The organism is Streptomyces sp. NPDC055287 (assembly GCF_053646035.1).
Genome location: NZ_JBSHNE010000051.1, coordinates 1 through 22,466, shown reverse-complemented (window position 1 = coordinate 22,466; position 22,466 = coordinate 1). Strand labels below are relative to the sequence as shown.

Genomic DNA, 22,466 nt, shown 5'->3' with positions numbered 1-22,466 from the left:
ATACCGCGGGTGCTGTGGAACTGTGCGGGCGACCACCGGCCTTGCTGTGGCGCGCTCCTGGGCGGAGGAAAGGGGAGCCGGACGCCAGTGGAGGCCAACGCGAGACCAGTGGCACCGTGATCGAACCGGACCCGGCCCTTCGCAGGCTGGGAAGTCTCGTGGCCGGGCTGGGCACTCGGGTTGTTCCGCCTCACCGGGAAGACGGTGCGGCTCACGCTTCGCCGCGCGCCTTCATCACCAGCTTGTTGAGCGCCCACAGACCGATTCCGATGGCCAGCAGCACACCCGCCCTGATGTAGACGTCCGCGGGCCGGTCGGACAGCGGGCTGGCCAGGATGAGGGAGGTGATCGCACCGAGCACGGGCAGGGCGGTCGGCGTGCGGAAGTGCTTGTGCTCGACACGGTCGCGACGCAGGACGAGGACGGCGATGTTGACGACGGTAAAGACGCACAGGAGCAGAAAGGCCGTGGTGTCGCCGAGGCCGGCGATCTCTCCGGTGGAAACCAGGCCGATGGCCAGGAGCGAGACGAAGACGATGCCGACGACCGGGGTGCGGCGCCGGGGCAGGACACGGCCCATGCCGCGGGGCAGGATGCGCTCGTTGGCCATGCCGTAGCACAGGCGGGACGCCATCATGATGTTGATCAGGGCCGAGTTCGTGACGGCAAACAGGGCGATCAGTGCGAACAGCTTCGGCGGAAAGTCGATGCCGCCGGCCTTGACGACCTCCAGCAGCGGGCCGCTGGACTCCTCCAGCACGCGGTAGTCGACGAGCAGCGAGGAAACCAGGGCGACCAGAACGTAGATGGTGCCGGTGACGGCGACACCGATGAAGATGGCGCGCGGGAACGTACGCGCCGGGTCCTTGGTCTCCTCGGCCATGTTGACGGAGTCCTCGAAGCCGACGAAGGCGAAGAAGCCAAGGGCTGTGGCCCCCAGCACGCTGGTAATCAGCGCGGAACCGGTGCCCTCCGCCTGGAACTCGCCGAGCCGGCCCGGTTCGCCGTCACCGGCCAGGACCGCCCACGCGCCGATCGTGAGAATGATGAGCAGGCCGGTCAGCTCGACCAGGGTGAGGACCACATTGGTCTTCACCGATTCCGACACGCCCCGCAGGTTCAGGGCCGCCAGAGCGAGGATGAACAGGATCGCGACGAGGGTGGACGGCAGGACGTCAGTGAACTCGGCGAGATAGTCGCCGCTGAAGGCGCGCGCCGCCGCGCTCGCCGAAGACAGGCCCGAGCACATCACCATGAAGGCGATGATGAAGGTGAGAAACGGGACGTTGAACGCCTTCTGCGTGTAGAGCGCGGCACCGGCCGCCTGCGGGTACTTGCCGACGAGCTCGACGTACGAGGCCGCGGTCAGGATGGCCACGGCGAACCCGATGACGAACGGCAGCCACAGCGCCCCGCCGACCTTGCCAGCGACCTGACCGGTGGTGGCGTAGATCCCGGTACCGAGGATGTCGCCGATCACGAACAGGACCAGCAGTCTGGGACCGATGACGCGCCGCAGCGGGGTGTCATCCCCTCTCCCTGGTGAATCGGTGCCATCCCTTCCGGTTGTGGACACGGGCTCCCCCTGAGACGTTCCGCACTGAACAACGTCTTGCCTGCCCGGCAGGCCAGTCAGTGATGCCTGGCCTACTGCAATCGGAGCACGTCCGCTGGGCCCCGTTGCCCTTGAGTGCGCCGTACGGCCGCGGCTGCCGTAGTCGGTGGCACTTGGCGGGGTGCCATGCACGGCGGGGTCGGCCATCATGGAGGGGTCCGCCGGTATCCGCGCTCAGCCGGAGCCTCCGAGCAGGAAGGAAGGCTCATGGAGCTCTTCCCGCCGATCCCGCTTGCCGAATGGCGGGACTGCAAGGAGGCGCTGCACCGGTTTGCGCAGGTCGTCGGCAAGATTCGGCTCGCCGCCAGCGTTCGGCGCAACCACTGGTGGAATGTGCCCTTCCACCTCACCGGGCGTGGCATCACTACGCGTCCGATGGGGCGGGCCGAGGGTGATCCGTTCACCATCGACTTCGACTTTGTCGGCCACCGGCTGGTGGCCGCTTCGCTGGACGGGACAGAGGTGTCCTTTCCGCTCTGCGGCCGGTCGGTGGCGTCCTTCCACCGCGCGACCCTGGACGCTCTGGCCGCGCTGGGTGTCCGGGTGGACATCCCACTCCCCAACCCCTTCGACCTGCCGGACGCATCCAGGCCGTTCGCCGAGGACACCGAACACGCTGCCTACGATCCCGTGCAGGCCAACCGCTATTGGCGAGTCCTCAGTCAGGTGGCGCTGATACTGGAGGAATTCGCGGCTGAATTCTCGGGGAAAGCCAGCCCTGTGCATCACTTCTGGCACACGTTCGACATCGCCTACAGCAGGTTCTCCGGACGGCACGCCGAACAGCCGGCGGAGGCGGACCCGGTCACCCGCGAGGCGTACTCCCGTGAGGTGATCAGCTTCGGCTTCTGGTTCGGGGACGACGCGTTCCCCGAACCCGCTTTCTACTCCTACACCTCACCCGAACCCCCAGGGCTGGCGGAAGAGCCGCTCGCACCAGGATCCGCCCGATGGGTGGCGCGCAACAGCAGTCATCTGGCCGTCCTCCGTTACGACGACGCCCGCGCCGAAGCAGACCCCCGCGCCGCCGTGCTCGCCTTCTACGAGAGCGCCTACCGGGCCGGAGCCGGGCGCGCCGACTGGGACATGGCCAGGCTGGCCTGCCCTGGAGGGATAACGGACCGGCACCTGGCGGCCCCGCCCGCCTGATCTCGACTCGGCGCGTGCTCGCCCCGGCGCTACCCGGCCACAACTCGCGTACTGACCCGTTCGACGTGCTCGTTCGCCTGTGGGCTTTCAGTGCAGGTGCCGCTGGTCCATGGGGAGCTTGTCCTTGGGGCCAGGCACTGGCTGCGCTTCCGGGTGCGAGGTGGGCGGCATCAGCTTCGGCCCCTCTCTTCGCCATGGACGCTCTCGAGGAACTCCTCTTCCCCCGCCTGACAGCGGCAGGTGACGTGAGCCCCCCGGCCGACGGCATACAGGTACGCTCCCCTGACAACGCGATGGGGAACTCCACACCGCTCGAGCTGTGCAGGCCAGCGGATTCCCTCGGTTCTCCATCACGGGCCGACGTCTCGACGGCGCCCACCTGCTGGTTGAGGGCGGTTCGCCAATGCCACAGTGATCGCCGCGGCTCCGTAGCGCGTGCGATGTCCGGAGGCTGTATGAGCGGGAGGTTCACATCGTCCGCACGCGACCAAGCATTCGGCGTCGCACCTCGGCCTGCGTCAATGGGCCAGTGCTGGGCCGCCGCTTGGCGTACGAAGTCGGTAGCGCAGGAACAGATATGAGTCCCGTCGACGAGCGCTGATCAGGTCCGTCCACGCCGGCTGGTTCGGCAGCAGTTCGAGTCCGGAGATCACCCCGGGTCGGGATGTGCCGGCCCGGCCGGCGAGCACCGGGGATGTCGTGAGGAACAGCTCGTCCAGCAGGCCCTCGCCGAGGAGGTGACCGATGAGCCGCGGTCCGCCTTCGCTGAGCACCGCGGTGTGTCCCTGGGCGTGGAGAGACGCGAAGACGTCGGCCATACGGAGAGCGGGTCCTTCGACCGCGGTGAGTATCGCGCAGGTTGGCGGCAGGCGTCCCTCGAGTCGGCGGGCGCCGTCCGCGGTGGTGGCCACGAACGCGCCCGACTGCAGCGCTGGGTGCTCGGTGGGCACATTGCCGCTCGCTGTGACCACAACCAGTTGCGGTTGCGTGGCGCGTTTCAGGCTGCGCCGTAGCGCGCGGAAGTCGGGTGCGGCTTGCGGACAGACGTGGTCGGGGGTCCACAGGTGGCGGGGTGTGGCTCGGAGTGTGCCGGCCCCGATGAGTACCGCGTCGGCGCATGCGCGCAGCAGTCCCATGACGAAGCGGTCCGCGGGTTCACGCCCGCTGATCGCCGAGCCGGAGGAGGGGTATTCGGGACCGAGGGCGACCACTCCGTCAAGGGAGGCGACGAAGTTTGCGTACACGCACGGCGTCGTGAAGCCCAGATCGCCGCTGTACGCCGTGGCGAGCGTGGCAGGCAGGCCGAAGCTGGGCTGTCCGGCCTCCTCGTACAGCAACTCCAGTGGCTCCAGCGGGCCTGTCTGTGTTCCGGCGGCGGGGTGGGCGGTGCTGTGCTCAGCCATGGCCGGCCAGGCCGCGTTGGCCGCACAACGTGAAGAATTCTCCCCGCAGTTGCGGATCCTCGTCGTAGGTGCCCCGCCAGTGGGTGGTACGGGTGCTGGACTCGATCTCCCGTACTCCGCGCATCTGCGTGCACAGATGCACCGCTTCCAGGTGGACTGCGACGCCGTGTGGGAGCAGGATCTGCTGCAGCGATTCGGCGAGTTGGCGGCCGATGCGCTCTTGCACGGAGAAGCGGCGGGCGAACAGCCGCACCAGCCTGGTCAGTTTGGACAGGCCGAGGATGTGCTCGTGTGCGATGTACCCGACGTACGCCTTGCCGAAGAACGGCAGAGCGTGATGCTCGCAGAGGGCGAAGAAGGGGATCGGTCCTTCGACGATCTGGCTGATCCGGCAGTCCGAACCGCCGTGGCATTCGGTCTCGAAGGCAGTGACCAGCTTTTCGTCGCCTTCGTACCCGCTGGTGGCGTCGAAGAGGGCGCGCAGGAAGCGACGGGGTGTGTCGGCCGTGGCCGCTGACCCGACGGCCAGGCCCAGTGCCTCGAAGACCTCCTTGAGGTAGCTTTCGAACCGCTGCCACTCCTCGGGGGCGATCTGCCGCGGAGACACGGCCGCCCACTCGATCTCATCCGTAACAGGCACGAGGCTCTCGCCGACCAGCCCTGCGACGGGCGGAGGACCGTTCATCTGTGGCAGTTGATCGTTCATAAGCAGCCTCAAAATGCGACGAGACTTCTCGCTGGTGGCGGTCACAGCCATTATCGACCGATTTCTGCATGGGCGCCGCCCAGGAACACAATGCCCCTGCGCAAGCACGTGAGGCGGCGAGCGCATCCCGGGCCGAGTGATCCCCGCTGTCAGCTCCGCAGCAGCTCGGCGAGCACCTCGGCTTCGCTGATCTCGGGATGCTTGGTTGCGGTGAGCAGTGTCAGAGTTCGGCCTTGGGCCAGGTCGCGCAGGTGTGTCACAGCGTCTGAGTGTTCGGGATCTTTGAGCTCGGTCCGGTAGCGACGGCTGAATTCCGCGAAACGCTCGGGGTCGTGGCTGTACCACTTGCGCAGCTCCGTGGAGGGGGCGACCTGCTTGCACCACTCGTCGAGGTGGGCCTTGTCCTTGGTCATCCCTCGGGGCCAGACCCGGTCGACCAGTACTCTCACGCTGTCAGTCTGCGCCGGATCCTCGTAGACGCGGCGCACGTGCACCGTCCTGCTGCGAGCCATGGAAGGACCTCCTCGACCTCCTCGTGAGCCGGCTGCTTCCGCCTCCCTACGCGTCACACGTAGTAACGAGAGATGATCTCGAGCCGCGCCACTTCGTCCGGCCCCGGATAGGCCACCAGCACCGGCAGGCCGCTGGGGTCCCGGCCCTCGATGAGGGTGAAGCCCTCCTCTTCCCTGGTGTCGACACGGTCGGAGCGGGCTCTGAGCACGCGCTCGCACCGCTGGAGGTCCTCGAGGCCGTCCGCCGTCCAGATGACGTACTGCGCCCCGACGTGGCCCACCGAGTGTGCGGCGTGAGGGCCCACGGCGCGTAGGTACACCTGGAAGCCGCCTCGGCCTACGAGCAGCGCGGCGGTGGCGGTGCGGACGGTGACCTCCATGTTCAGCAGCTCGCGGTAGAAGTCCGCCGATGCGTCGTGGTCGCGGACGAACACCACGACCGAGGCCAGCCGTGGCCCGCGCGCGTCCGGTCCGCTATCCGAATGCCGGTCGCGATGTGCCGCTTCATGGGTATGTGGCATGAGGACCTTTCCGCCATGACCGCGATGGCAGGCTTTTTTGTGCGGGGTTTTGGTCCTGGACCCACGCTACCGGGCCCGTGTACGGCCCGCCGGAGCACGCAGCAGGCCCCTGAGCGGTGCCGGGCGGGGGTGTCAGCCCGGCCAGGTGAGAAACCCTCCCACGAGGGTGCCGTAGGCGAGGTGCGCGGTGAGGGTGACGGTGGGTGTGCCGGGGCCGTAGTTGAGCATGAGGAAGCCAGGTGACTCGAGCAGCGCGACATCGGGGGCGCTGGTCTGTGGTGTGCCCATGCGCGGGTGGACGAGGGGCAGCAGGATGTTGACCAGCGCGGTGGCGGCGAACAATCCGTGGACGAGGCCGAAGACGGTGCCCAGCCACCAACTGCTGTAGCCGATGGCGGCGAAGACCGCGTAGTAAAGCAGGGCGAAGATCTGGCCGTTGATGAAGTGCGCGCCGTAGCCGAGGGCCTTGGCGCGGGTCCGGTCGCTGGTGAAGGCGGTGCCGAGAAGGAACGGCAGATCGATGCGGGTGAGGTTGAAGGTGTTGGCCGCCCGCATGCCGGTGGTCAGGATGAGGGTGCCGACAAATCCGCCCGCCATTGCTGCCCAGATGCTCATCGTGTGACCCCTCCGATCGCGCAGGCGGCGCTGATCAGGGCCAGGTGGGACAGGCCCTGGGGCAGGTTGCCGAGGAAGGCGCCCGTGGTTGGCTCGATTTCTTCGCTGTAGAGGCCGACGTCGTTGGCCAGGGCCACGAGCTGGTCCATGAGGGACACGGCCTCTTCGACGCGGCCGCATCGGGCGAGGGCCTCGGCGAGCCAGAAGGAGCAGGCGAGGAAGGCACCCTCACTGCCGGACAGGCCGTCGGAGCCGAGGTAGCGGTTGACGTAGGGGCCCTCTCGAAGTGTCCGCTGGACGGCCAAGACGGTGCCGCGCATGCGCGGATCGTCTGGCGGGCGGTAGCCGTGCAGCAGGCCGAGCAGGAGGCTTGCGTCCAGGTCGTCGCTGCCGGCGGAGCGCACGTAGCTGTTAAGCCGCTCACTGAAGCAGCGGGCTTCCACGAAGTCGGCGATGGCCTGTCGTTCGTGCCGCCAGCGGGCGGCGTGCCGGTCCGGGAGCAGCTGCCGCCTCGCCAGGTCGAGGGCGCGGTCGAGAGTGATCCAGCACATCATCTTGGACTGGGTGAAGTGTTCGGGGGCGCTGCGGACCTCCCAGATACCCGCGTCGGGCTGTCGCCAGATGGTGCAGATGAAGTCGGCAGTCTCGGCCAGTCGGCGAGCAATGTCGGCGTCGAGACGATGGCCTGCGGTGGTATAGAGCCAGGCGGTCTGCAGCAGCTCCCCGTAGGTGTCCAGCTGGAGCTGGCCGGCGGCCGCGTTGCCCACCCGTACCGGTGCCGAGCCTCGGTAGCCCGACAGGGGCAACGTCCGCTCGGGTACTCGCGTGCCGCCATCGAGGCGGTACAGGACGTGCAGGCGGGGGTGGGTGAGCTGCGAGGCATGCATGAGCCACCAGAGGTAGCTGGTGGCTTCCGGCGCGCAGCCCAGCTTGAGGAAGGCGTCCAGGGTGAAGGCGGAGTCGCGGATCCAGCTGAAGCGGTAGTCCCAGTTGCGTTCCCCGCCGACGGATTCCGGCAGTGAGCAGGTCGCGGCGGCGGCGACCGCTCCGGAAGGGGCAAAGACCAGGAGCTTGAGTGCCAGTGCGCTGCGCAGAACGGCGTCACGCCATGGTCCGGTGTGGGTGCGGTTGTCCGCCCACTTCTGCCAGGTGGCGGCGGTGTGGTCCAGGCGGGCCTCGCACTCGGTGCGCGTGGGGAGCACCAGCGGTTCTTGGTGTGCGTACGGCAACGCGATCAGTGCCCGGGTACCGGAGTCGGCCCGGAACTGGGCGGTGACTGAGTCGGCCGTGCACTGTGGTTGGCCGGCGTACCAGGCGCAGACCGCGACTGCTTCGGCGCCGCTGGTGGCCACCGGTACGCCTGCTCGGCGCGCCAGGTGCGGTACGTGGGCGCCGTAGCCGAAGCGCGGCTGGATGCTCCAGCGCATTGGGACGCTGCCCGCGAGGCCCTCGATTCGCCGGAGCAGCTCGCGTCCGGGTGCGAGCGAGGCGGTGTCGGGCAGGGTCAGCGCGTCGGTCACCCGGACCGTGCCGCCTGCGCTGGTGAACGTCGTCTCCAGCACGTTCGTGCCGGGTAGGTAGCGGCGGGCTGCGGTGTACGGCACTTCGGGCCGCAGGAGGAAACTGCCGCCGCGGACGTGGTCGAGGACGGCGGCGAACAGGGTCGGTGAGTCCAGGTCCGGCCAGCTGAGCCAGTCCACCGCTCCGTCGCGGGCGATGAGCGCGACACAGCGGCCGTCCCCGATCACTGCGTAGTCCCGTAGCTCCGCGTAGCCGTCCACCCGTGCCGGCGCGGCGGTGATGGAGTCATTCACGACGGCCGGCCCGGCTGCCCGCCGGGCACCACGACGACTGGGAGATGGGCGTGATGCACGACCTCGGTGCTGGTGGAGCCCAGGGTGAGGCGCCCCCATGCGCCCGAGCCTCGGCTGCCGACCACCAGGAGGCAGGCGTCCTGGCTAGCGTTCAGCAGGACCTGCGACGGGCGGCCCGGTTCGACTCGGATTTCGACGTCCACCGGCGCGCCGCCGACCTGCTTCCGGGCTTCCTCCAGTGTCTTGGTGACCGCCTCCAACGTGCTGTCGCGCAGCTGCGTGTCCAGATCGTGGAAGCCGGAGGCGGCAAACCACTCGAGACCGCTGTACCTGGTGGTGAAGTCGTACGCACATACGGCGCGGAGCCCGGTCCCGCGCAGTTGTGACTCCTGAAGTGCGAAGCGCAGGGCCGGCCCGGAGGCGGGAGAGCCGTCGGTGCCGACCACGATCGGTGCGGGAGGGGCGGCGTTCGTCATTGCGGATGCCTCCAAGCTGAGTCCGGTGCTCGTGGGGAATCTCAGTTGAGCGCAGTTCTGCGGACCACGAGGGCGGTGATGTCGTCCCGGTGTTCTCCCGCGGTGTGGCGGCTGAGGTCTTCGGCCAGGTAGTCGGCGACTCGCCAGGAGGAGATGTGCGCCAAGGCCTCCAGGCGCTCTGTAAGGGGATAGAAGACTCCGGTGGTGGCGTTGCGGGCTTCGGTGACACCGTCGCTGCAGCTGATCAGGGTGGCGTCCGGGGGGAAGGGGAACCACGCGAGGGTCCTGGGTCTGGCAGAGAGGTCCGCAAGACCCAGCGGTACACCAGGGGCGCCAAGCGGCACTGGGGCGACCGGTCCGGTTTTCAACAGGTAGGGCGGAGGATGGCCGCAGTTGACGGCCTGCGTGTCGGTCGAGCTGTCGATGCCCAGGATGAGAGCGGTGACGAATTGCTCGGGTTCGCCGGTCTGCTGGGCAAAGGCGTTGTGCCGGACCACGGCCTGCTCCAGGTCATCCACGACCGCGGTGAGGGTCGGCTCACGCGGGGCGGCCTCGCGGAAAGCGCTGAGGATGGCGAAGGCGGCTCCGATCGCGGGCAGGCCCTTGCCCTGGACATCGCCGAAGAGCAGCCGCGTGCCGTACGGCGATGCCACCACCTCGTAGACGTCTCCGCCTACCAGCCTGTCCGCCTCCACAGGCAGGTACACACCGTCGACGATCACCCGGTTGGTGAGGATCGGCAGGGGCCGCAGCATCTGGCGTTGGAGAGCGACAGCCGTGGACCGGACCCGCAGCAGCTCCCGCTCCCGCCGGATCCTCCAGCGGCAGGTCACCACGCACAGCACGCCGAGCACGCCAGCCAGCACCATGACGATCCCGTAGTCGTACGACGAGGGGAGCGGCCGGTAGATCAGAACTGCGATGATGGTGATCAGCACCCAGCCCACCGCGGTGACAGTCTGGCGCACGGTGCCGACCACCGCCGGGAACGCGGGAAGCAAGATCAGCAGAGGGATGAGCCGCACCGTGCGGTCATCAACCGTCAACTCCAGCAGCACGACCGGTACGGTCGCCGCGACCACATAGGCCATCGGGGCTCTGACGCCACCTCTGGGAGATGACCCGACACCGCTCCCGGCGCGCGACGTCATCGGCGCGCCGGACGCACGGGCCGCGACACGCCGACGTATCACCTTTCCAGACTCCCGCGGTCCACCCGCCGCCGCAAAGCGACGGGCTTCGTGTCGCCCGGCACGTAGAACCGCTGCTGAAGCACAGCACTGGTGCCGAGTGTGCAGCACGCTTGGAGCACGCGGTGGTCACGAATCCAGCGGCTATGGATGGACGAACGACCAGCGCATCGGCGCTGCTGAGGCCGTCAGATCAGTGGCTGCCACGGATCTGGTCGAGCTGGGCGGGCGCCAGGCGGTCGAGGAGGCGTCTCGCTGCCCGATTTTCTTGCTGCATTGCCCGGCACGGGGCCGGTGGTGTCCGCCCCGGAATGGCGCAGGTCGTATGCGGACGTATCCGGGGCGATCATCGAAGTGAGGGACGTAGTTCTCGCCCATGCTTCAACGCACCCGCTCGCCCCGGCTGCGGGCCAGTGCCGGCACAGCCTTCCACGCCGGGGCGAGTGGGTGCGTTGAAGCAGAAGAATCCTGCGTCAGCGTCCCTGCGTGCCAAGACCATTGCGGGAAAGGCAGCGAAGATGTCAGTCACCGAGCAGTATCTCGCGAACAATCGGGCCTATGCCTCTCGTTACACCGGCCCGCTTCCGATGGAACCCTCCCAGCTTGTCAAGTGCGGACGTTCCTTCATACCGAATGCAGGTCGCGAATCCTGAACGGGTGGTGTGCCGCTCCCCGGTGGACGACCCTGACTGCTCTGAGGTGGAGGCAGGGTAAAGGGGTGGTGGTGGGCCAGGAGGCAGAACTCAAGTGTGGAATCACAGTGAGGAGCCGCTGATGACACCGGAGCACAAGGTGCAGGTGCGCAGGGCATACGAGGAACCTGAACGGGGAGACGGCACGAGGGTGCTCGTCGACCGGATCTGGCCGCGAGGTCTGACCAAGGCCAAGGCTGGCCTGGACGAGTGGTGCAAGCAGGTCGCCCCGTCCACGCAGTTGCGCAAGTGGTACCACCACGATCCGGACCGTTTCGAGGAGTTCGGGCGCCGCTACCGCAGCGAACTGGAGGATCCGGAGCGTGCGGAGGCGCTTGCGTATCTGCGCGAGTTGGCGAAGCACCGGACACTGACGCTGCTCACCGCGACCAAGCAGCCCGAGATCAGCGAAGCCGAAGTCCTCGCCGGCCTGCTCCGGAGCTGAACTTCGGCGTCCGGCCGGGCCGCGGCAGCCGCGCCGCGGTCTGCGATGGGTCCCTGGCCACCGGTGGCGGACGGGCTCGCCCCAGTCCAGCCTGGGGGGGAGGCAGGGGCCTCGATGAGGACGGCAGGCCCCGTGACCGGCGCGGTGTGGGCCCCGGCCCAAGCGCCGATCGAGCACTCATCGCATGCGCAGCCTCGGCCGCACGGCGGAGAGGAGCGGCAGTGCCATGAATCCGTTGTCTGCACTGAGCGAAGCGGGAGTCTCGATCTGGCTCGATGACCTGAGCCGGGAAAGGCTGGTGTCAGGGAGCCTGGCGAAACTGGTCGAGCATGACCATGTGGTGGGCGTGACCACTAATCCGACGATCTTCGCCAAGGCGATCACACACGGTGAAGCGTACGACGGGCAGATCGGCGACCTGGCGGTGCGTGGAGTGGGGGCTGGTGAGGCGCTGCGGGCGTTGACCACGTTCGACGTGCGGTGGGCGTGCGACGTGCTGCGCCCGGTCTACGACGCGACGGACGGCGTCGACGGGCGGGTCTCGATCGAGGTGGACCCGAGGCTCGCGCACGACACGGCGGCGACGATCGCGGAAGCGCGGGCGCTGTGGTGGCTGGTCGACCGGCCCAACCTGTTCATCAAGATTCCGGCTGCCCGCCAGGGCCTGGGGGCGATCGCCGCGTGCCTGGCCGAGGGGATCAGCATCAACGTCACGCTGATCTTCTCCCTGTCGCGATACGACCAGGTCATGGACGCCTTCCTCGACGGGATGGAAGGAGCCCGCGCCGCGGGCCGGGAGCTGTCCGCGATCGGATCGGTGGCCTCGTTCTTCGTCTCCCGCGTCGACACCGAGGTCGACGCGCGGCTGGACAAGACCGGCAGCGCGCGGGCGGCCGATCTGCGCGGGCGTGCGGCGATCGCCAATGCACGCCTGGCCTACCAGCACTACGAACGGGTGTTCTCCTCGTCGCGGTGGAAGGCGCTGCAGGGCGCCGGCGCGCGACCGCAGCGACCGCTGTGGGCCTCGACGTCCGCCAAGGACCCCGCCTACCCCGACACGCGCTATGTCGTCGACCTGGTGGCCCCGGGAGTCGTGAACACCATGCCCGAGGCCACCTTGCGCGCGGTCGCGGACCACGGGCAGGTGCCCGCCGACTCGGTGCGCTCCGGATACAGCGACGCCCAGCGGGTACTCGACGGGCTGCGGGCGGCCGGCGTGGACTACGACGACGTCGTACAGGCCCTTGAGGACGAGGGCGTGGAAAAGTTCGAGGCTAGCTGGGACAGGCTCGCCGAACAGCTCTCCGAGACTCTCAGCACCGCGCGCCCACCGCAGACCAGAGGCTGATCATGACTGACAACAGCGCGTATGTGATCGTCGGAGCCAGTCTGGCCGGGGCCAAGGCCGCGCAGGCGCTGCGCGAGGAGGGCTTCGACGGCCCCCTGATCCTGATCGGGGAGGAGAGCGAGCGGCCCTACGAGCGGCCGCCGCTGTCGAAGGGCTACCTGATGGGCAAGGACGCCCGGGAGCAGATCTACGTCCACCCGCCCCAGTGGTACGCCGAGCACGACATCGACCTGCGCCTGGGGACGGCGGTCACCGCGCTCGACCCGGCCCCGCACGAGGTGACGCTCGCGGACGGCAGCCGCCTCGGGTACGCCGAGCTGTTGCTGGCCACGGGCTCCTCGCCGCGCCGTCTGCCGGTGCCGGGCGCGGACCTGGACGGGGTGCTGTATCTGCGCACGGTCGAGGACAGCGACCGGATCAAGGACGCCTTCTCCTCCGCCTCACGGGTAGCGGTCGTCGGGGCCGGCTGGATCGGCCTGGAGACCGCTGCCGCGGCCCGCGCCGCCGGTGTGGAGGTCACCGTGCTGGAGAGGGCCGAGCTGCCGTTGCTGGGTGTCCTTGGCCGCGAGGTCGCCCAGGTCTTCGCGGACCTGCACCGTGACCACGGGGTGGACCTGCGTTTCGGCGTGACGGTCGCCGAACTCACCGGCAGCGCGGGTACCGTCGACGGCGTGCGGCTGTCCGACGGTACCCGCATCGATGCGGACGCGGTCATCGTCGGCATCGGCATCGTCCCCAACACCGGGCTCGCCCAGGCCGCGGGTCTTCAGGTCGACAACGGCATTCTCACCGACGAGCGGCTGGGCACCTCCGCACCGGGCGTCTACGCCGCGGGGGATGTCGCCAACGCCTTCCATCCCCTGCTGGACCGGCGCATCCGCGTGGAGCACTGGGCCAACGCGCTGCACCAGCCACAGACCGCCGCCAAGGCGATGCTGGGCCGGGAAGCGGCCTACGACCGGTTGCCGTACTTCTTCTCCGACCAGTACGAGCTGGGCATGGAGTACGCCGGATACGCCGAGCCCGGCGGATACGACCGGGTCGTCTTCCGCGGCGATGTCGGCGCACGTGAGTTCATCGCGTTCTGGCTCGCACGCGGCCGGGTGCTGGCAGGCATGAACGTCAACATCTGGGACGTCACCGAACCGATCCAGGCCCTCGTCCGGTCCGGCCAACAGGTTGACACCCGGAAACTCGCCGACCCGCAGGTGCCCATCGACTCGCTCCTGCAACGTCGATGAGCAACACCGACGAGCAGTAGCTCAGTCCGCATGCCGCAACTTCAGAGCACCCCGGCAGCGGGTCCGGCTGCCCCTCTCACGGGCCTGACAGTGGTCCGTGCCTGCTGACAAGCCGTTGGAAGATTCCCGATGGACGACAGTGTCTGGGACGTTACCGACCCGATCCGGGCCCTCGTCACCTCCGGCCGAGCAGTCGACGCAAACGAACTCGCGGATACCGACGTGCCCCTGACACACCTTCTCAGGCGCCCCGACGGGACCAGCTGATTCGGAAAGGGCGTTTCCAAAGAGCCTTTCCCATCGGCCCGGTACCCCGGTCCGGATAGCCGCCGATCAAACAACCGTCGGCTGCGGTCAGCTCGCGGCTCACCGGCGGCGTGTTAATGCACCTCTTCAAGCTGTCCTGTGGCGACGTCGAGGACGAACCCGCGTACGGATTCGCGGTGGGGAATGTAGGGACTCGCCTTGATGCGGCTGATGGACCGTCGTATGTCGACCTCCACGTCGTGGAAGGACTCCTCCGGCCAGAGGGGCCGAAGACCCGACTCGCTGCGGATCGGCTCCTTGAGCGTGTAGCCGGGGTAGGTCAGCATCCGGCAGTCAGTGTGGTGGATGCGGATGACCTCGTTCGTTCCCAGCAATTGCTGGCTCACCGCCAGCGATCGGATGACGTCTTCGGTGACCACTCCCCCTGCGTTGCGAATCACGCTGGCCTCGCCCTCCTTGAGGCCGAGGACGGCGTAGATGTTCAGCCGCGCATCCATGCAGGCCACTTGTCCTCGCCCTGGCGTTGTGCGGGGCGCGTGGGGAGGCCGGACTGTTGTCGGGTCAGTTGGTGCGCAGGCGTGCGGTTTGTTCGGTGCCGACGTCGGTGGTGCGCCGCAAGTACCTTTCGATGACGGTGAGTTCGTCGTCGGTGAAATCGTCCAGGGCCCGGTCGAAGGCTTTGCCGGGGGTGGCCCAGGCGGCTTCGATCTCGGGGGTGCGGCCGGTGAGGGAGACGAGCATCTTGCGCCGGTCGTGGGGGTCGGGGTGGCGTTCGGCGAGGCCGGCCTTTTGCAGGCGGTCGACCAGGCGGGTGGCCGATCCGGAGGTCAGCCCGGTCAGTTCTGCGATCTCTCCGGTGGTGCGGGGGCCGGGTTCCAGGGCGAGCAGGCTGACGCATTGCAGGTCGGTGGGGTGTAGGCCGAGGTGTTCGGCCATGGCCTGGTTGAACAGCGTGTAGGCGGCGTGGTGGCGCCGAGCCGCCGCGGTGACCGCCGAGACCGACTCTCCACGGGTTCGGTTTGACATCGAATCGCCCTCACTCCTACTTTTATCTGCGCCGCGCAGATAATGTGTGGTGCAGATCCTTTGTAGCACGACCTCCGGGAGAATCCATGACCACCCGTACCCCCGAACAGCTGCGCGATCTCTACGACCGCTGGAGTGACCTGTGGCGCGGCGACTTCGGCCACGCCGAGGAGATTCTCGACCCCGGCTTCGTCGTCCACCAGGCCCGCCCCGACGGCAGCGACTCCGAGGCCGTCACCGGCCCCGAGCGCCTGCTGCCCGAGATCGAGCGGACCATGGCCGCCTTCGGCGACATCACCATTACCGTCGACCTCGGCCCGATCATCGATGGCGACCTGGTTGCCGCCCGCTGGACCATGCGAGCCACCTACACCGGCGGCATCCCGCAGGCCACCGCCCCCATCGGCACGAAAATTTCCTTCAGTGGCAACGACATCCTGCGCGTCCAGGACGGCCGGTTCGTCGAGTACTGGACCTGCACCGACATCCTGGATGGCTTGTCCCAGCTCGGCGCCATCTCCGGCCCCAACGGCCCCGCCCAGCACTGAACAGGACTGGGCACGGCCGGGGAGTCAGTCCTCGTCATGGTCGGCGTCGACGGCGCCGGGGTCCCGCAAGGGGCGCAGGCCCCGGCTGGGGCCGTTGCCCTGTGAACAGGTAGGCCCAGGAAGTGGACGTGCCGGTCCTTGAGCGGGGAGAGCCGTGCGACGTCCTCGGCGGCCGGGCTCCGGAGCCAGCTGGGAGGGGCGAGGGTGCGGGGGACCGACCCATCAAGCGCGGAGGCCCGCACAGTTGAACCGATCCCGCCGGAGCTCTCGCCGGAGCGACGGGAGCGGCTGAAGCAGCTTTACCGACGCGGTCCGGCTGCGAGCGGCGCTGTATCCGTCACCGAAGCCGCCGCCACGCCGCCGCCGTTCGACCCCGGCGGCTGGTCCAACCAGTGGCGGTCCGTGCGCCACCGCACGCGCCGCCAGGGATGAGTGCGGCGCACCGGTGCGCGCACCGCACCCGCCGAGTACCGCACCGCGCACACCATGGTCCGGTGCATCCAGTTCCCGGTGCGCGCACCGACGATGCAGTGCACTCCCGCCGGCCGCACCGGTGTGCGACATCGTGCGCACGGACACCGGGATGTGCACACGGAACGTGACGAACATCGGATGCCGTGATCGCCCACATGGCGCGGTTCGTGCCGGCACTGCCCACAATTCGTGCACCGGCTTCCTTGCTCGCATCCTGGGAGGAGAAGCCTCACGAGGGTGGAGGTGGTTGCTCATGCCGCAAGATGATGCGGCAAGGAGCAGGAGTGACGTAGAGGCAGCGATGCTCGATACCCTGTTCAACCAGTCCCCTGTGGGGCTGCGTCTGCTGGACACCGATCTTCGGCTGGTGCGGGTCAACCCGGCCACAGCAGCCATGCGGGGGGTGGAGGTGAAACCCCTTGTGGGACACCGCTTCCCGGAGCCCCACCACACAGTGGAACCACGCGTGGTCGAGACGCTCCTCGAGGGGGTACTGAAAACCGGCGTGCCCGTGCTGCAGCACACCGTGCGGGGCTATCCCGACGCCGACCCGCAGCACGAGCATGTCTACGAGTTCTCCATCTTCCGCCTGGAGGACCCACACGGGAAGGTGCTCGGTGTCGTGACTCAGGCGGTGGAGGTCACAGAGCGGGAGAGGTCACGGGACCGCGCTCGTATCCTCGGCGCGGTCCGCGAGCGAGTGGGCCGGTCCCTGGACGTGGTGGTGGCCTGCCAGGACCTTGTGGACACGCTCGTCCCGGCATTCGCCGATATAGCCGTCATAGAGGTGGTGGATTCGGTGCTTCAGGGCGACAACCCGCCGCCCTCTCCCGTCCCCCAGCAGACCGCGATGCGGCGAGTCGCGTTTCGCAGCGTCCGAGAGCACCCGCCGCAGGCGCATCCACTGGGCAGCGTGCACGGCATACCGGCGCCCACCCCCTACACCCAGCCGCTGACAGATCTACGCCCCAGGGTCCTGCCCCTAAGCTCCGACCTGCCATGGCTGCAGACCGACCCGGCCCGCTCCAAGGCGATCCGCGAGTCCGGCGCCCACACCCTGCTCACCGTTCCGCTGACGCTGCACGGCACTGTCCTCGGCCTGATCAGTCTCTACCGGACTCAGGGAGCAGAAACCTTCGACGAGGACGACGTCGAGACCTCCAGCGCGCTGGCCGACCACACGGCCCTGTGCATCGAGAACGCCCGCCGTTACACCCGGGAACACTCCATCGCCGCCACGGTCCGACGCGGCCTGCTTCCGCGCAGCCCTGCGTCCCGCACCGGTCTGGAAACCGCGCTCATACCTCCGACCAGCGACGAAGGCGGGTCCTGGTACGACACCATCCCACTGTCCAGCGCGCGTACCGCCCTGGTCATCGGCAAGGTCAGCGGCACCGGCATCGATGCCACTGCGACCCTGGGCCAGCTGCGCACCGTGATCCGCTCGCTGGCTGCATCCGGCCTCGAGCCCGACGAACTTCTGGCCCGCCTGAATGACACGGCGGTGTTCCTGGCGGCCGAACGCTCGTCCCTGCCGATCGGTGACCCGCTGCACCGCGAGGCGCTCACCGCCAGCTGTGTCTACGCCGTCTACGACCCGCTGACGCAGAACTGCACGATCGCCGCAGCCGGCCACCCGGCCCCCGTCCTTGCCCGCCCTGACGGCTCTGCCGAGATCCTGGACATACCGACCGGCCCACCACTGGGTGGTGCCGAGGAGACGCCCTTCGCCGCATCCGACATCAAAATTCCCGAAGGCAGCGTTCTCGCCTTCATCGATCCCCCGACCCTGATCGCCGATGCGCTGGCCGGATCCGACCGGCTGCGGCAAGCGTGGGCAGCAGGGCACCGCACGCTCCAGGATCTCTGCGACGAAATCCAATACGAACGCCTCCTCGACACGAGTGCCCTGTGCCTGCTCGCCCGTACCCGCGCCTTCCCTCCGGACCGCCATGCCGCGTGGGAACTCGACAACGATCTCTCCGCCCCGGCCATCGCCCGGCGTCACGTCCGCGCCCAACTCGCCAACTGGCACATCGACCCTGACACAGCCTCCAACACCGAACTCATCGTCAGCGAGCTGGTGACCAACGCCGTCCGCTACGGAAGCCCGCCGATCGAACTGCGCATGATCAACGACCAAACCCTCACGTGCGAAGTCCGCGACAGCGGCCTCGCTGCGCCACACCTGCGCCACGCCCGCACCGTGGACGAAGGCGGCCGGGGACTGTACATCACGGCGCAGCTCACCCAGATCTGGGGCACTCGCTACACGCCCGACGGCAAGACCATCTGGACCGAGCAACCACGCCCAGCGATGTCACGCTGAAGCCTGCTGGTTGCACTACCTGGTGTACGCGGTGTTCCGAGCACCGCTGAGCGGATGGAGACGTGGCCGCATGGATCCGATATGGGTGGGGGCACTCGCGATGCTTGTCCCTGTGACCACCCGACTGTGTTACCAGTGGAACAGGAGCCGGACCACGGTACGGCTGGCTCAGCTGGACCAGCAGGGACTCAGTGAGAGGGTGCGCTGCTTGCCACATGGCAGTCGCCTGACGGAGAGCTCCCAAGGTCGAAAAGTCGTGATCGAGGTCGGCCCTGGCTCGGGTGACGGTGGACGTGAGTGAACAACGAGCAACGGTTCAAGAACAGGTAGTCTCACGCCGACAACCGGCACAGACGGCGCTGCGTGCGCCTGGAAGTCGACTGGACTTTGCACTGTTCTACTCCGAGCACTTGGCGATGCTCACACGGTTCGTGATGCGCCTGGGGGCCTCTCCCCACGAGGCGGCGGAAGCCGCACACGTTGCGTTCGTCGAAGCCTTCCCCAAGTGGTCACAGATCACGACGCCCCGGGCGTGGCTGCGTACGGTCGCCACGCGGACCTATTTGCGCCAGACCGGGCTCCGCAACCAGCTAACCGACACCGTTCCGGACCAGCCCGGTGGGGAATGTCCTCTAACGGCCGTGGTCCTGAAGGATGAGGAACAGCACGTGTACGCAGCGTTGGGCATGCTGCCTCCGCGCCAGCGCCAGGTGATGGCGTGGCACCTGGATGGCTTCTCCCACTCCGAAATCAGCGACGAGCTAGGGACCACGGTCGAGGCAGTTCGTCAAAACTACGCTCGTGCCCGAGCGTCCTTGAAACGCTCGCTGGGCTTGACGGCGGGAGACCAGCCATGACCGACGACCGCAGCACCGAATTCAGTTACGCCGACGAGGAGGCATTGCTCGACCAGCTCCTGGCACGCGCCGACGACTCCGTACTCGTGTCTCTGGATACGGCACTGGACCATGACGCCGTACTGGCCCACATCTTCCATCTGTACCCTTCGCGCGTCAGGCGTCGACACAGTGGTGCGCGGCCGCGCGTCACTCGGGATCGCCCGCCCCAGGACGCCATCGCCGACCAGCAGCATGGATCCCAACGCCCTTGATCATGCGCGGCGAAACCCGCCGCCAAGTCACTCGCCGCAACGGCGATTTCCGCACCGAGAATTGGACCTATGCCGGGTCCGTAGCAGTCACTTGGCGTTTGGTGAACCGGTGCCACCAGTGGTGGCGTCGGGGATGCACTGCGCGGCCCAGCCGGCGGCCGATCAGCAGGTAACCTAGGAGGGCACCCGTGGTGTTGAGCAGAACATCATCGATGTCGAAGGCGCGCCCGGTAATGAGGGCGCCTGGACGAGTTCGACGAGGATCATCACGAGAGCGGTGGCCGCCGTTACGCGGACCAGCCCTCGCGTTCGGGGCGCCAGTACCGGCAGCAGCACACCGAACGGTATCCCCATCACGATATTGCCGCCGAGCTGCTTGACTGTGTCAGGGGACACGGGATGCGCGAGATAGGCACGGATGGAGTCACCAGGGCGCAGGTTACTGCGTCAACGGCACGGATGCTGCGTAGGGTTCCAGAGTCAGCCGGGCCAGCACCACCGCGAATACGACCGTCCCCGCGAAGGCCAGCATCATGGCCAGCACCCGGCCGAGCGCAGACAGGGGAGGTTTTCCGGGAACCCGCTCCCCAGGATTCTTCGCGGTCTTGTCACGCAGGACTATCCGCGCCATTACGAGCTCCCAGCCAGCGTTGTTTGCTTGGACGTTCCGATACCCGCGTGGTGAAGCGGCGCGCTTCGCGGCGGTTCACACAGGGTCCGTACGTGTCCGAAAAGGTCGGCTCGCCCCAAAGACGGTAGGTGAGCATGCGGCGCAGTAGCGCGTCGTTGGGCACCTCAGCGACCGTGGAGGACATTGACCACCGACGGATCAGTTTTGATTGTGTCATGGCCGGGTTCACTCGCGCGACGCCCGGGTGGTCTTGGTCTTTGCTGTTGGCGACCGCAGCCGGCGGCCCAGTGGGGGAGGCATCACGACCGGCTCGTGCACGCGTCAGGATGGCGCAAGGTCGCTGCCGCCTTCGACGAGCCTCAGCTGGCCCCGTGTGACGCCGGGGTCGCGGTCCCACGGCATCGGGACCGAACTGGTCGGCGAACTCCGACCTTGGGAAGGACCCGGAGCGCGCGGTGACCTGGCGGAGCATCTGGAGGCGATCGCCCCTGACTGGAATTGCTCGTGGAGCCTGGACTGGCAGCGGTACTACCGCGTTCTCTCCACCTGTTCGGCACCGACGGCACACTGCCCGACGACGAACCGAGTGCGACGCGGGCCAGGCCGCCAAGCGGCTGCAGGTGCCCGCATCGGGCTTCCCGGGGGCGTGAGAGAGGTGCAGGTTCTTTTCAGCGGTGGATCTTGGCTAGTTCGGCGTTGAACTGGGCACCGATGAGCAGGGCGAGGTTGGACAGCCAGACCCACACCAGGAAGACGACGATCCCGGCGAGGGAGCCGTACAGCCGGTTGTAGGTGCCGACCTGCGAGGCATAGAGGGCGAAGCCGGCGGAGGCGGCGAGCCACAGGGTTATGGCCAGAGCGTCTCCCAGAAGTCTTTGCCGCACGCCGCGCGTCTGGGCCGGGCCCGAGCGGAACAGCACCAGCACCAGGACGGCGACCAGGCCCAGCAGGAGTGGCCACTTCAGTACGTTCCATGCGGTTCCGGCCATGCTGTCCATGCCCACGAGCCGGCCGAGGGCGGGGGCCGCTTCGGCGGTCAGGATGAGCACCAGGGCGCTGGTGACCAGGAGCGCCAGCAATACCAGAGCGGTGATCACCAGTCGTGGTGCTGTCCTCCATGCGGGGCGGAGGTCTTGGACGCCGTGCATGGTGTGCAGGGCTCGGCGGAAGACTCCCAGGTAGCTGGAGGAGGACCACAGAGCGCCGATCGTGCCGAAGACGGCCAGTACCCAGGCAGCTGTGCGCTGGTCGGCCATGCTCTTGAGCGTGCTGTGCATTACCGGGCGTGACTCGGCCGGGACAACAGCGATCACATTGCTGATGAGGTTCTCTGTGGCCGAGGCGCCGGCGATCCCGATCAGCGAGACCGTGACCAGGAGCGTGGGGAAAAGCGCGAGCACCGCGTAATAAGTGAGCGCGGCGGCGCAGTCCATCACATTGTCGTTCCACACCGATGCTGGAGTCCGCCGCAGCGCGGTGCCGATGTCATGCCGGCCAGGCAGGTTACGCGCACAAGTCGTGGCGGCATGCGGTGTGCAGGTGGCGGTGCTCCGGAGCTGGCCAATGGGGTGCAGCCGGCACCGTCCGGCTTCAGCGCAGGTGTCGGCGAATTGCCCACCGCGCTGCTTTCCACTCGTACCCAAGGTCCACCGCTCTTGTACGTAGGTTCTCCGATGCGCCGCTGACCAACGTTACGGGCACTGGGGCAGAGGAAAACGCCCGTCTAGAACGGGGCCTGCTGCCTTCTCCGCTCCTGCGCTCCAACAGGATGCACGTGACCACCCGCTACGAGCCCGGCCAGCCTAACGAGTCGGTACGCGACTTTGTTCAGGGCGAGCTGGCTTGGCGGATCGGCTGGTGGTTGATCAGCAGGCGGCGTGGTGGGCGAGCACGAGTTCGGTGCTCGTGCGCCGCCGGGAGGCCCTGCGGGCAGTGCAATCGGAGACCAGTGCGGCGATGGCGGCGTGTGTTTCGGCATTGGACTCGCGGCGGCCGAGGTACCGCTGGAGCGGTCGCTATTTCTTCTCCTCACCGATGGTGTGCTCCACACAGATCCGTGCCGAGGACTGCCGTCGGCGCTCCTCGCGCCAGGCGTACTTCTCTCCCGGCGGTGCCCCGTCCTTCGGCTTGCGTGGCGGTGCTTGCACCTGCTGGGGGAAGTCGTTGGCCAGTCCCCGGTAGCCCTTCGTCCACCTTGGCCTTGACCTGTGGGGATGGATTCGCAATTGCTCGGTGATGCCCTCCGTGCGCATGGCGGCCTAGGGCCTGTTTCAGAAGTGGATCAAGGTCTGGGATGATCTTGTTTCGTGGCTCGGGGAGATCTGACAGACGCACAGTGGGCAGTGCTGGAACC

Annotated in this window: 21 protein-coding genes and 1 pseudogene; 8 read left to right on the top strand and 14 right to left on the bottom strand. The window is 67.9% G+C overall.

Going from position 1 to position 22,466, the window contains the following annotated elements; genetic code table 11:
- Positions 1 to 211: 211 nt before the first annotated feature.
- Positions 212 to 1,576, bottom strand: coding sequence for an APC family permease (locus tag ACWIHY_RS36195; RefSeq protein ID WP_454380694.1), 1,365 nt, complete (start codon positions 1,574 to 1,576; stop codon positions 212 to 214).
- 246 nt (positions 1,577 to 1,822) lie between these two features.
- Here ACWIHY_RS36195 and ACWIHY_RS36190 point away from each other — a divergent pair, with 246 nt between their 5' ends.
- Entirely contained in the window at positions 1,823 to 2,764 is a 942-nt protein-coding gene (locus tag ACWIHY_RS36190) for a DUF5996 family protein (RefSeq protein ID WP_454380692.1), read from the top strand.
- Positions 2,765 to 3,282: 518 nt separating this feature from the next.
- Here the strand turns inward: ACWIHY_RS36190 and ACWIHY_RS36185 are convergent.
- The 8 genes from ACWIHY_RS36185 to ACWIHY_RS36150 form a co-directional block, all read right to left on the bottom strand.
- Positions 3,283 to 4,167: a RibD family protein gene (locus ACWIHY_RS36185; protein ID WP_454380691.1), complete on the bottom strand. Its 885-nt coding sequence runs from the start codon at positions 4,165 to 4,167 to the stop codon at positions 3,283 to 3,285.
- A complete protein-coding gene (gene folE / locus ACWIHY_RS36180) occupies positions 4,160 to 4,852 on the bottom strand; it encodes a GTP cyclohydrolase I (protein ID WP_454380690.1) in 693 nt (230 codons plus the stop codon). Before folE ends, ACWIHY_RS36185 begins: the two co-directional genes overlap by 8 nt.
- Positions 4,853 to 5,022: 170 nt before the next feature.
- Complete coding sequence (locus ACWIHY_RS36175; RefSeq protein WP_454380689.1) at positions 5,023 to 5,385, bottom strand: DUF488 domain-containing protein; 363 nt, start codon at positions 5,383 to 5,385, stop codon at positions 5,023 to 5,025.
- A gap of 53 nt (positions 5,386 to 5,438) precedes the next feature.
- Positions 5,439 to 5,906, bottom strand: a complete 468-nt coding sequence (locus tag ACWIHY_RS36170; protein ID WP_454380688.1) for a VOC family protein — start codon at positions 5,904 to 5,906, stop codon at positions 5,439 to 5,441.
- Between the two features lie 132 nt (positions 5,907 to 6,038).
- Positions 6,039 to 6,521 (bottom strand): hypothetical protein, encoded by a 483-nt coding sequence (locus ACWIHY_RS36165; RefSeq protein WP_454380687.1) that lies wholly within the window; start codon positions 6,519 to 6,521, stop codon positions 6,039 to 6,041.
- Positions 6,518 to 8,335 (bottom strand): glycoside hydrolase family 15 protein, encoded by a 1,818-nt coding sequence (locus tag ACWIHY_RS36160; RefSeq protein WP_454380686.1) that lies wholly within the window; start codon positions 8,333 to 8,335, stop codon positions 6,518 to 6,520. Before ACWIHY_RS36160 ends, ACWIHY_RS36165 begins: the two co-directional genes overlap by 4 nt.
- Positions 8,332 to 8,811: a universal stress protein gene (locus ACWIHY_RS36155; RefSeq protein WP_454380684.1), complete on the bottom strand. Its 480-nt coding sequence runs from the start codon at positions 8,809 to 8,811 to the stop codon at positions 8,332 to 8,334. The genes ACWIHY_RS36160 and ACWIHY_RS36155 overlap by 4 nt, the downstream gene beginning before the upstream one ends.
- 41 nt (positions 8,812 to 8,852) lie before the next feature.
- Positions 8,853 to 9,902: a PP2C family protein-serine/threonine phosphatase gene (locus ACWIHY_RS36150; protein ID WP_454380683.1), complete on the bottom strand. Its 1,050-nt coding sequence runs from the start codon at positions 9,900 to 9,902 to the stop codon at positions 8,853 to 8,855.
- 873 nt (positions 9,903 to 10,775) lie between these two features.
- Between ACWIHY_RS36150 and ACWIHY_RS36145 the strand changes: the two genes are divergently transcribed.
- From ACWIHY_RS36145 to ACWIHY_RS36135, 3 genes are all read left to right on the top strand, one after another.
- Positions 10,776 to 11,138 carry a DUF488 domain-containing protein gene (locus ACWIHY_RS36145; RefSeq protein WP_454380682.1) on the top strand — a complete coding sequence of 121 codons (363 nt, stop codon included), beginning with the start codon at positions 10,776 to 10,778 and terminating at the stop codon, positions 11,136 to 11,138.
- Positions 11,139 to 11,322: 184 nt separating this feature from the next.
- Positions 11,323 to 12,486, top strand: a complete 1,164-nt coding sequence (gene tal, locus ACWIHY_RS36140; RefSeq protein ID WP_454380681.1) for a transaldolase — start codon at positions 11,323 to 11,325, stop codon at positions 12,484 to 12,486.
- A 2-nt stretch (positions 12,487 to 12,488) separates the two neighbouring features.
- Complete coding sequence (locus ACWIHY_RS36135) at positions 12,489 to 13,727, top strand: NAD(P)/FAD-dependent oxidoreductase (protein WP_454380680.1); 1,239 nt, start codon at positions 12,489 to 12,491, stop codon at positions 13,725 to 13,727.
- Between the two features lie 380 nt (positions 13,728 to 14,107).
- Here ACWIHY_RS36135 and ACWIHY_RS36130 read toward each other — a convergent pair whose 3' ends face one another.
- Together ACWIHY_RS36130 and ACWIHY_RS36125 are read right to left on the bottom strand one after the other, a co-directional pair.
- A complete protein-coding gene (locus ACWIHY_RS36130; protein WP_454380679.1) occupies positions 14,108 to 14,491 on the bottom strand; it encodes a beta-class carbonic anhydrase in 384 nt (127 codons plus the stop codon).
- Between the two features lie 64 nt (positions 14,492 to 14,555).
- Positions 14,556 to 15,020 (bottom strand): MarR family winged helix-turn-helix transcriptional regulator, encoded by a 465-nt coding sequence (locus ACWIHY_RS36125; protein WP_454380677.1) that lies wholly within the window; start codon positions 15,018 to 15,020, stop codon positions 14,556 to 14,558.
- 86 nt (positions 15,021 to 15,106) lie between these two features.
- Between ACWIHY_RS36125 and ACWIHY_RS36120 the strand changes: the two genes are divergently transcribed.
- From ACWIHY_RS36120 to ACWIHY_RS36105, 4 genes are all read left to right on the top strand, one after another.
- A complete protein-coding gene (locus tag ACWIHY_RS36120; RefSeq protein ID WP_454380676.1) occupies positions 15,107 to 15,568 on the top strand; it encodes an ester cyclase in 462 nt (153 codons plus the stop codon).
- Positions 15,569 to 16,343: 775 nt separating this feature from the next.
- On the top strand, positions 16,344 to 18,371 hold the full coding sequence (locus tag ACWIHY_RS36115; protein WP_454380674.1) for a SpoIIE family protein phosphatase: 2,028 nt from the start codon (positions 16,344 to 16,346) through the stop codon (positions 18,369 to 18,371).
- Between the two features lie 293 nt (positions 18,372 to 18,664).
- Positions 18,665 to 19,228: an RNA polymerase sigma factor gene (locus ACWIHY_RS36110; protein WP_454380673.1), complete on the top strand. Its 564-nt coding sequence runs from the start codon at positions 18,665 to 18,667 to the stop codon at positions 19,226 to 19,228.
- Complete coding sequence (locus ACWIHY_RS36105) at positions 19,225 to 19,482, top strand: hypothetical protein (protein WP_454380672.1); 258 nt, start codon at positions 19,225 to 19,227, stop codon at positions 19,480 to 19,482. The genes ACWIHY_RS36110 and ACWIHY_RS36105 overlap by 4 nt, the downstream gene beginning before the upstream one ends.
- 67 nt (positions 19,483 to 19,549) lie before the next feature.
- On the opposite strand, the pseudogene ACWIHY_RS36100 reads toward ACWIHY_RS36105, so the two are convergent.
- From ACWIHY_RS36100 to ACWIHY_RS36090, 3 genes and pseudogenes are all read right to left on the bottom strand, one after another.
- Positions 19,550 to 20,113 (bottom strand): annotated as a pseudogene (locus ACWIHY_RS36100) (VanZ family protein).
- A gap of 668 nt (positions 20,114 to 20,781) precedes the next feature.
- Entirely contained in the window at positions 20,782 to 21,564 is a 783-nt protein-coding gene (locus ACWIHY_RS36095; protein ID WP_454380671.1) for a YihY/virulence factor BrkB family protein, read from the bottom strand.
- 564 nt (positions 21,565 to 22,128) lie between these two features.
- On the bottom strand, positions 22,129 to 22,260 hold the full coding sequence (locus ACWIHY_RS36090) for a hypothetical protein (RefSeq protein WP_454380700.1): 132 nt from the start codon (positions 22,258 to 22,260) through the stop codon (positions 22,129 to 22,131).
- Positions 22,261 to 22,466 lie beyond the last annotated feature (206 nt).

Excerpts from the sequence above, each read along its gene's own strand:
- ACWIHY_RS36190 (WP_454380692.1), top strand. The coding sequence starts at position 1,823 with ATGGAGCTCTTCCCGCCGATCCCGCTTGCCGAATGGCGGGACTGCAAG.
- ACWIHY_RS36185 (WP_454380691.1), bottom strand. The coding sequence starts at position 4,167 with ATGGCTGAGCACAGCACCGCCCACCCCGCCGCCGGAACACAGACAGGC.
- folE (WP_454380690.1), bottom strand. The coding sequence starts at position 4,852 with ATGAACGGTCCTCCGCCCGTCGCAGGGCTGGTCGGCGAGAGCCTCGTG.
- ACWIHY_RS36175 (WP_454380689.1), bottom strand. The coding sequence starts at position 5,385 with ATGGCTCGCAGCAGGACGGTGCACGTGCGCCGCGTCTACGAGGATCCG.
- ACWIHY_RS36170 (WP_454380688.1), bottom strand. The coding sequence starts at position 5,906 with ATGCCACATACCCATGAAGCGGCACATCGCGACCGGCATTCGGATAGC.
- ACWIHY_RS36165 (WP_454380687.1), bottom strand. The coding sequence starts at position 6,521 with ATGAGCATCTGGGCAGCAATGGCGGGCGGATTTGTCGGCACCCTCATC.
- ACWIHY_RS36155 (WP_454380684.1), bottom strand. The coding sequence starts at position 8,811 with ATGACGAACGCCGCCCCTCCCGCACCGATCGTGGTCGGCACCGACGGC.
- ACWIHY_RS36150 (WP_454380683.1), bottom strand. The coding sequence starts at position 9,902 with ATGGCCTATGTGGTCGCGGCGACCGTACCGGTCGTGCTGCTGGAGTTG.
- ACWIHY_RS36145 (WP_454380682.1), top strand. The coding sequence starts at position 10,776 with ATGACACCGGAGCACAAGGTGCAGGTGCGCAGGGCATACGAGGAACCT.
- tal (WP_454380681.1), top strand. The coding sequence starts at position 11,323 with ATGCGCAGCCTCGGCCGCACGGCGGAGAGGAGCGGCAGTGCCATGAAT.
- ACWIHY_RS36135 (WP_454380680.1), top strand. The coding sequence starts at position 12,489 with ATGACTGACAACAGCGCGTATGTGATCGTCGGAGCCAGTCTGGCCGGG.
- ACWIHY_RS36130 (WP_454380679.1), bottom strand. The coding sequence starts at position 14,491 with ATGGATGCGCGGCTGAACATCTACGCCGTCCTCGGCCTCAAGGAGGGC.
- ACWIHY_RS36125 (WP_454380677.1), bottom strand. The coding sequence starts at position 15,020 with ATGTCAAACCGAACCCGTGGAGAGTCGGTCTCGGCGGTCACCGCGGCG.
- ACWIHY_RS36120 (WP_454380676.1), top strand. The coding sequence starts at position 15,107 with ATGACCACCCGTACCCCCGAACAGCTGCGCGATCTCTACGACCGCTGG.
- ACWIHY_RS36115 (WP_454380674.1), top strand. The coding sequence starts at position 16,344 with ATGCTCGATACCCTGTTCAACCAGTCCCCTGTGGGGCTGCGTCTGCTG.
- ACWIHY_RS36105 (WP_454380672.1), top strand. The coding sequence starts at position 19,225 with ATGACCGACGACCGCAGCACCGAATTCAGTTACGCCGACGAGGAGGCA.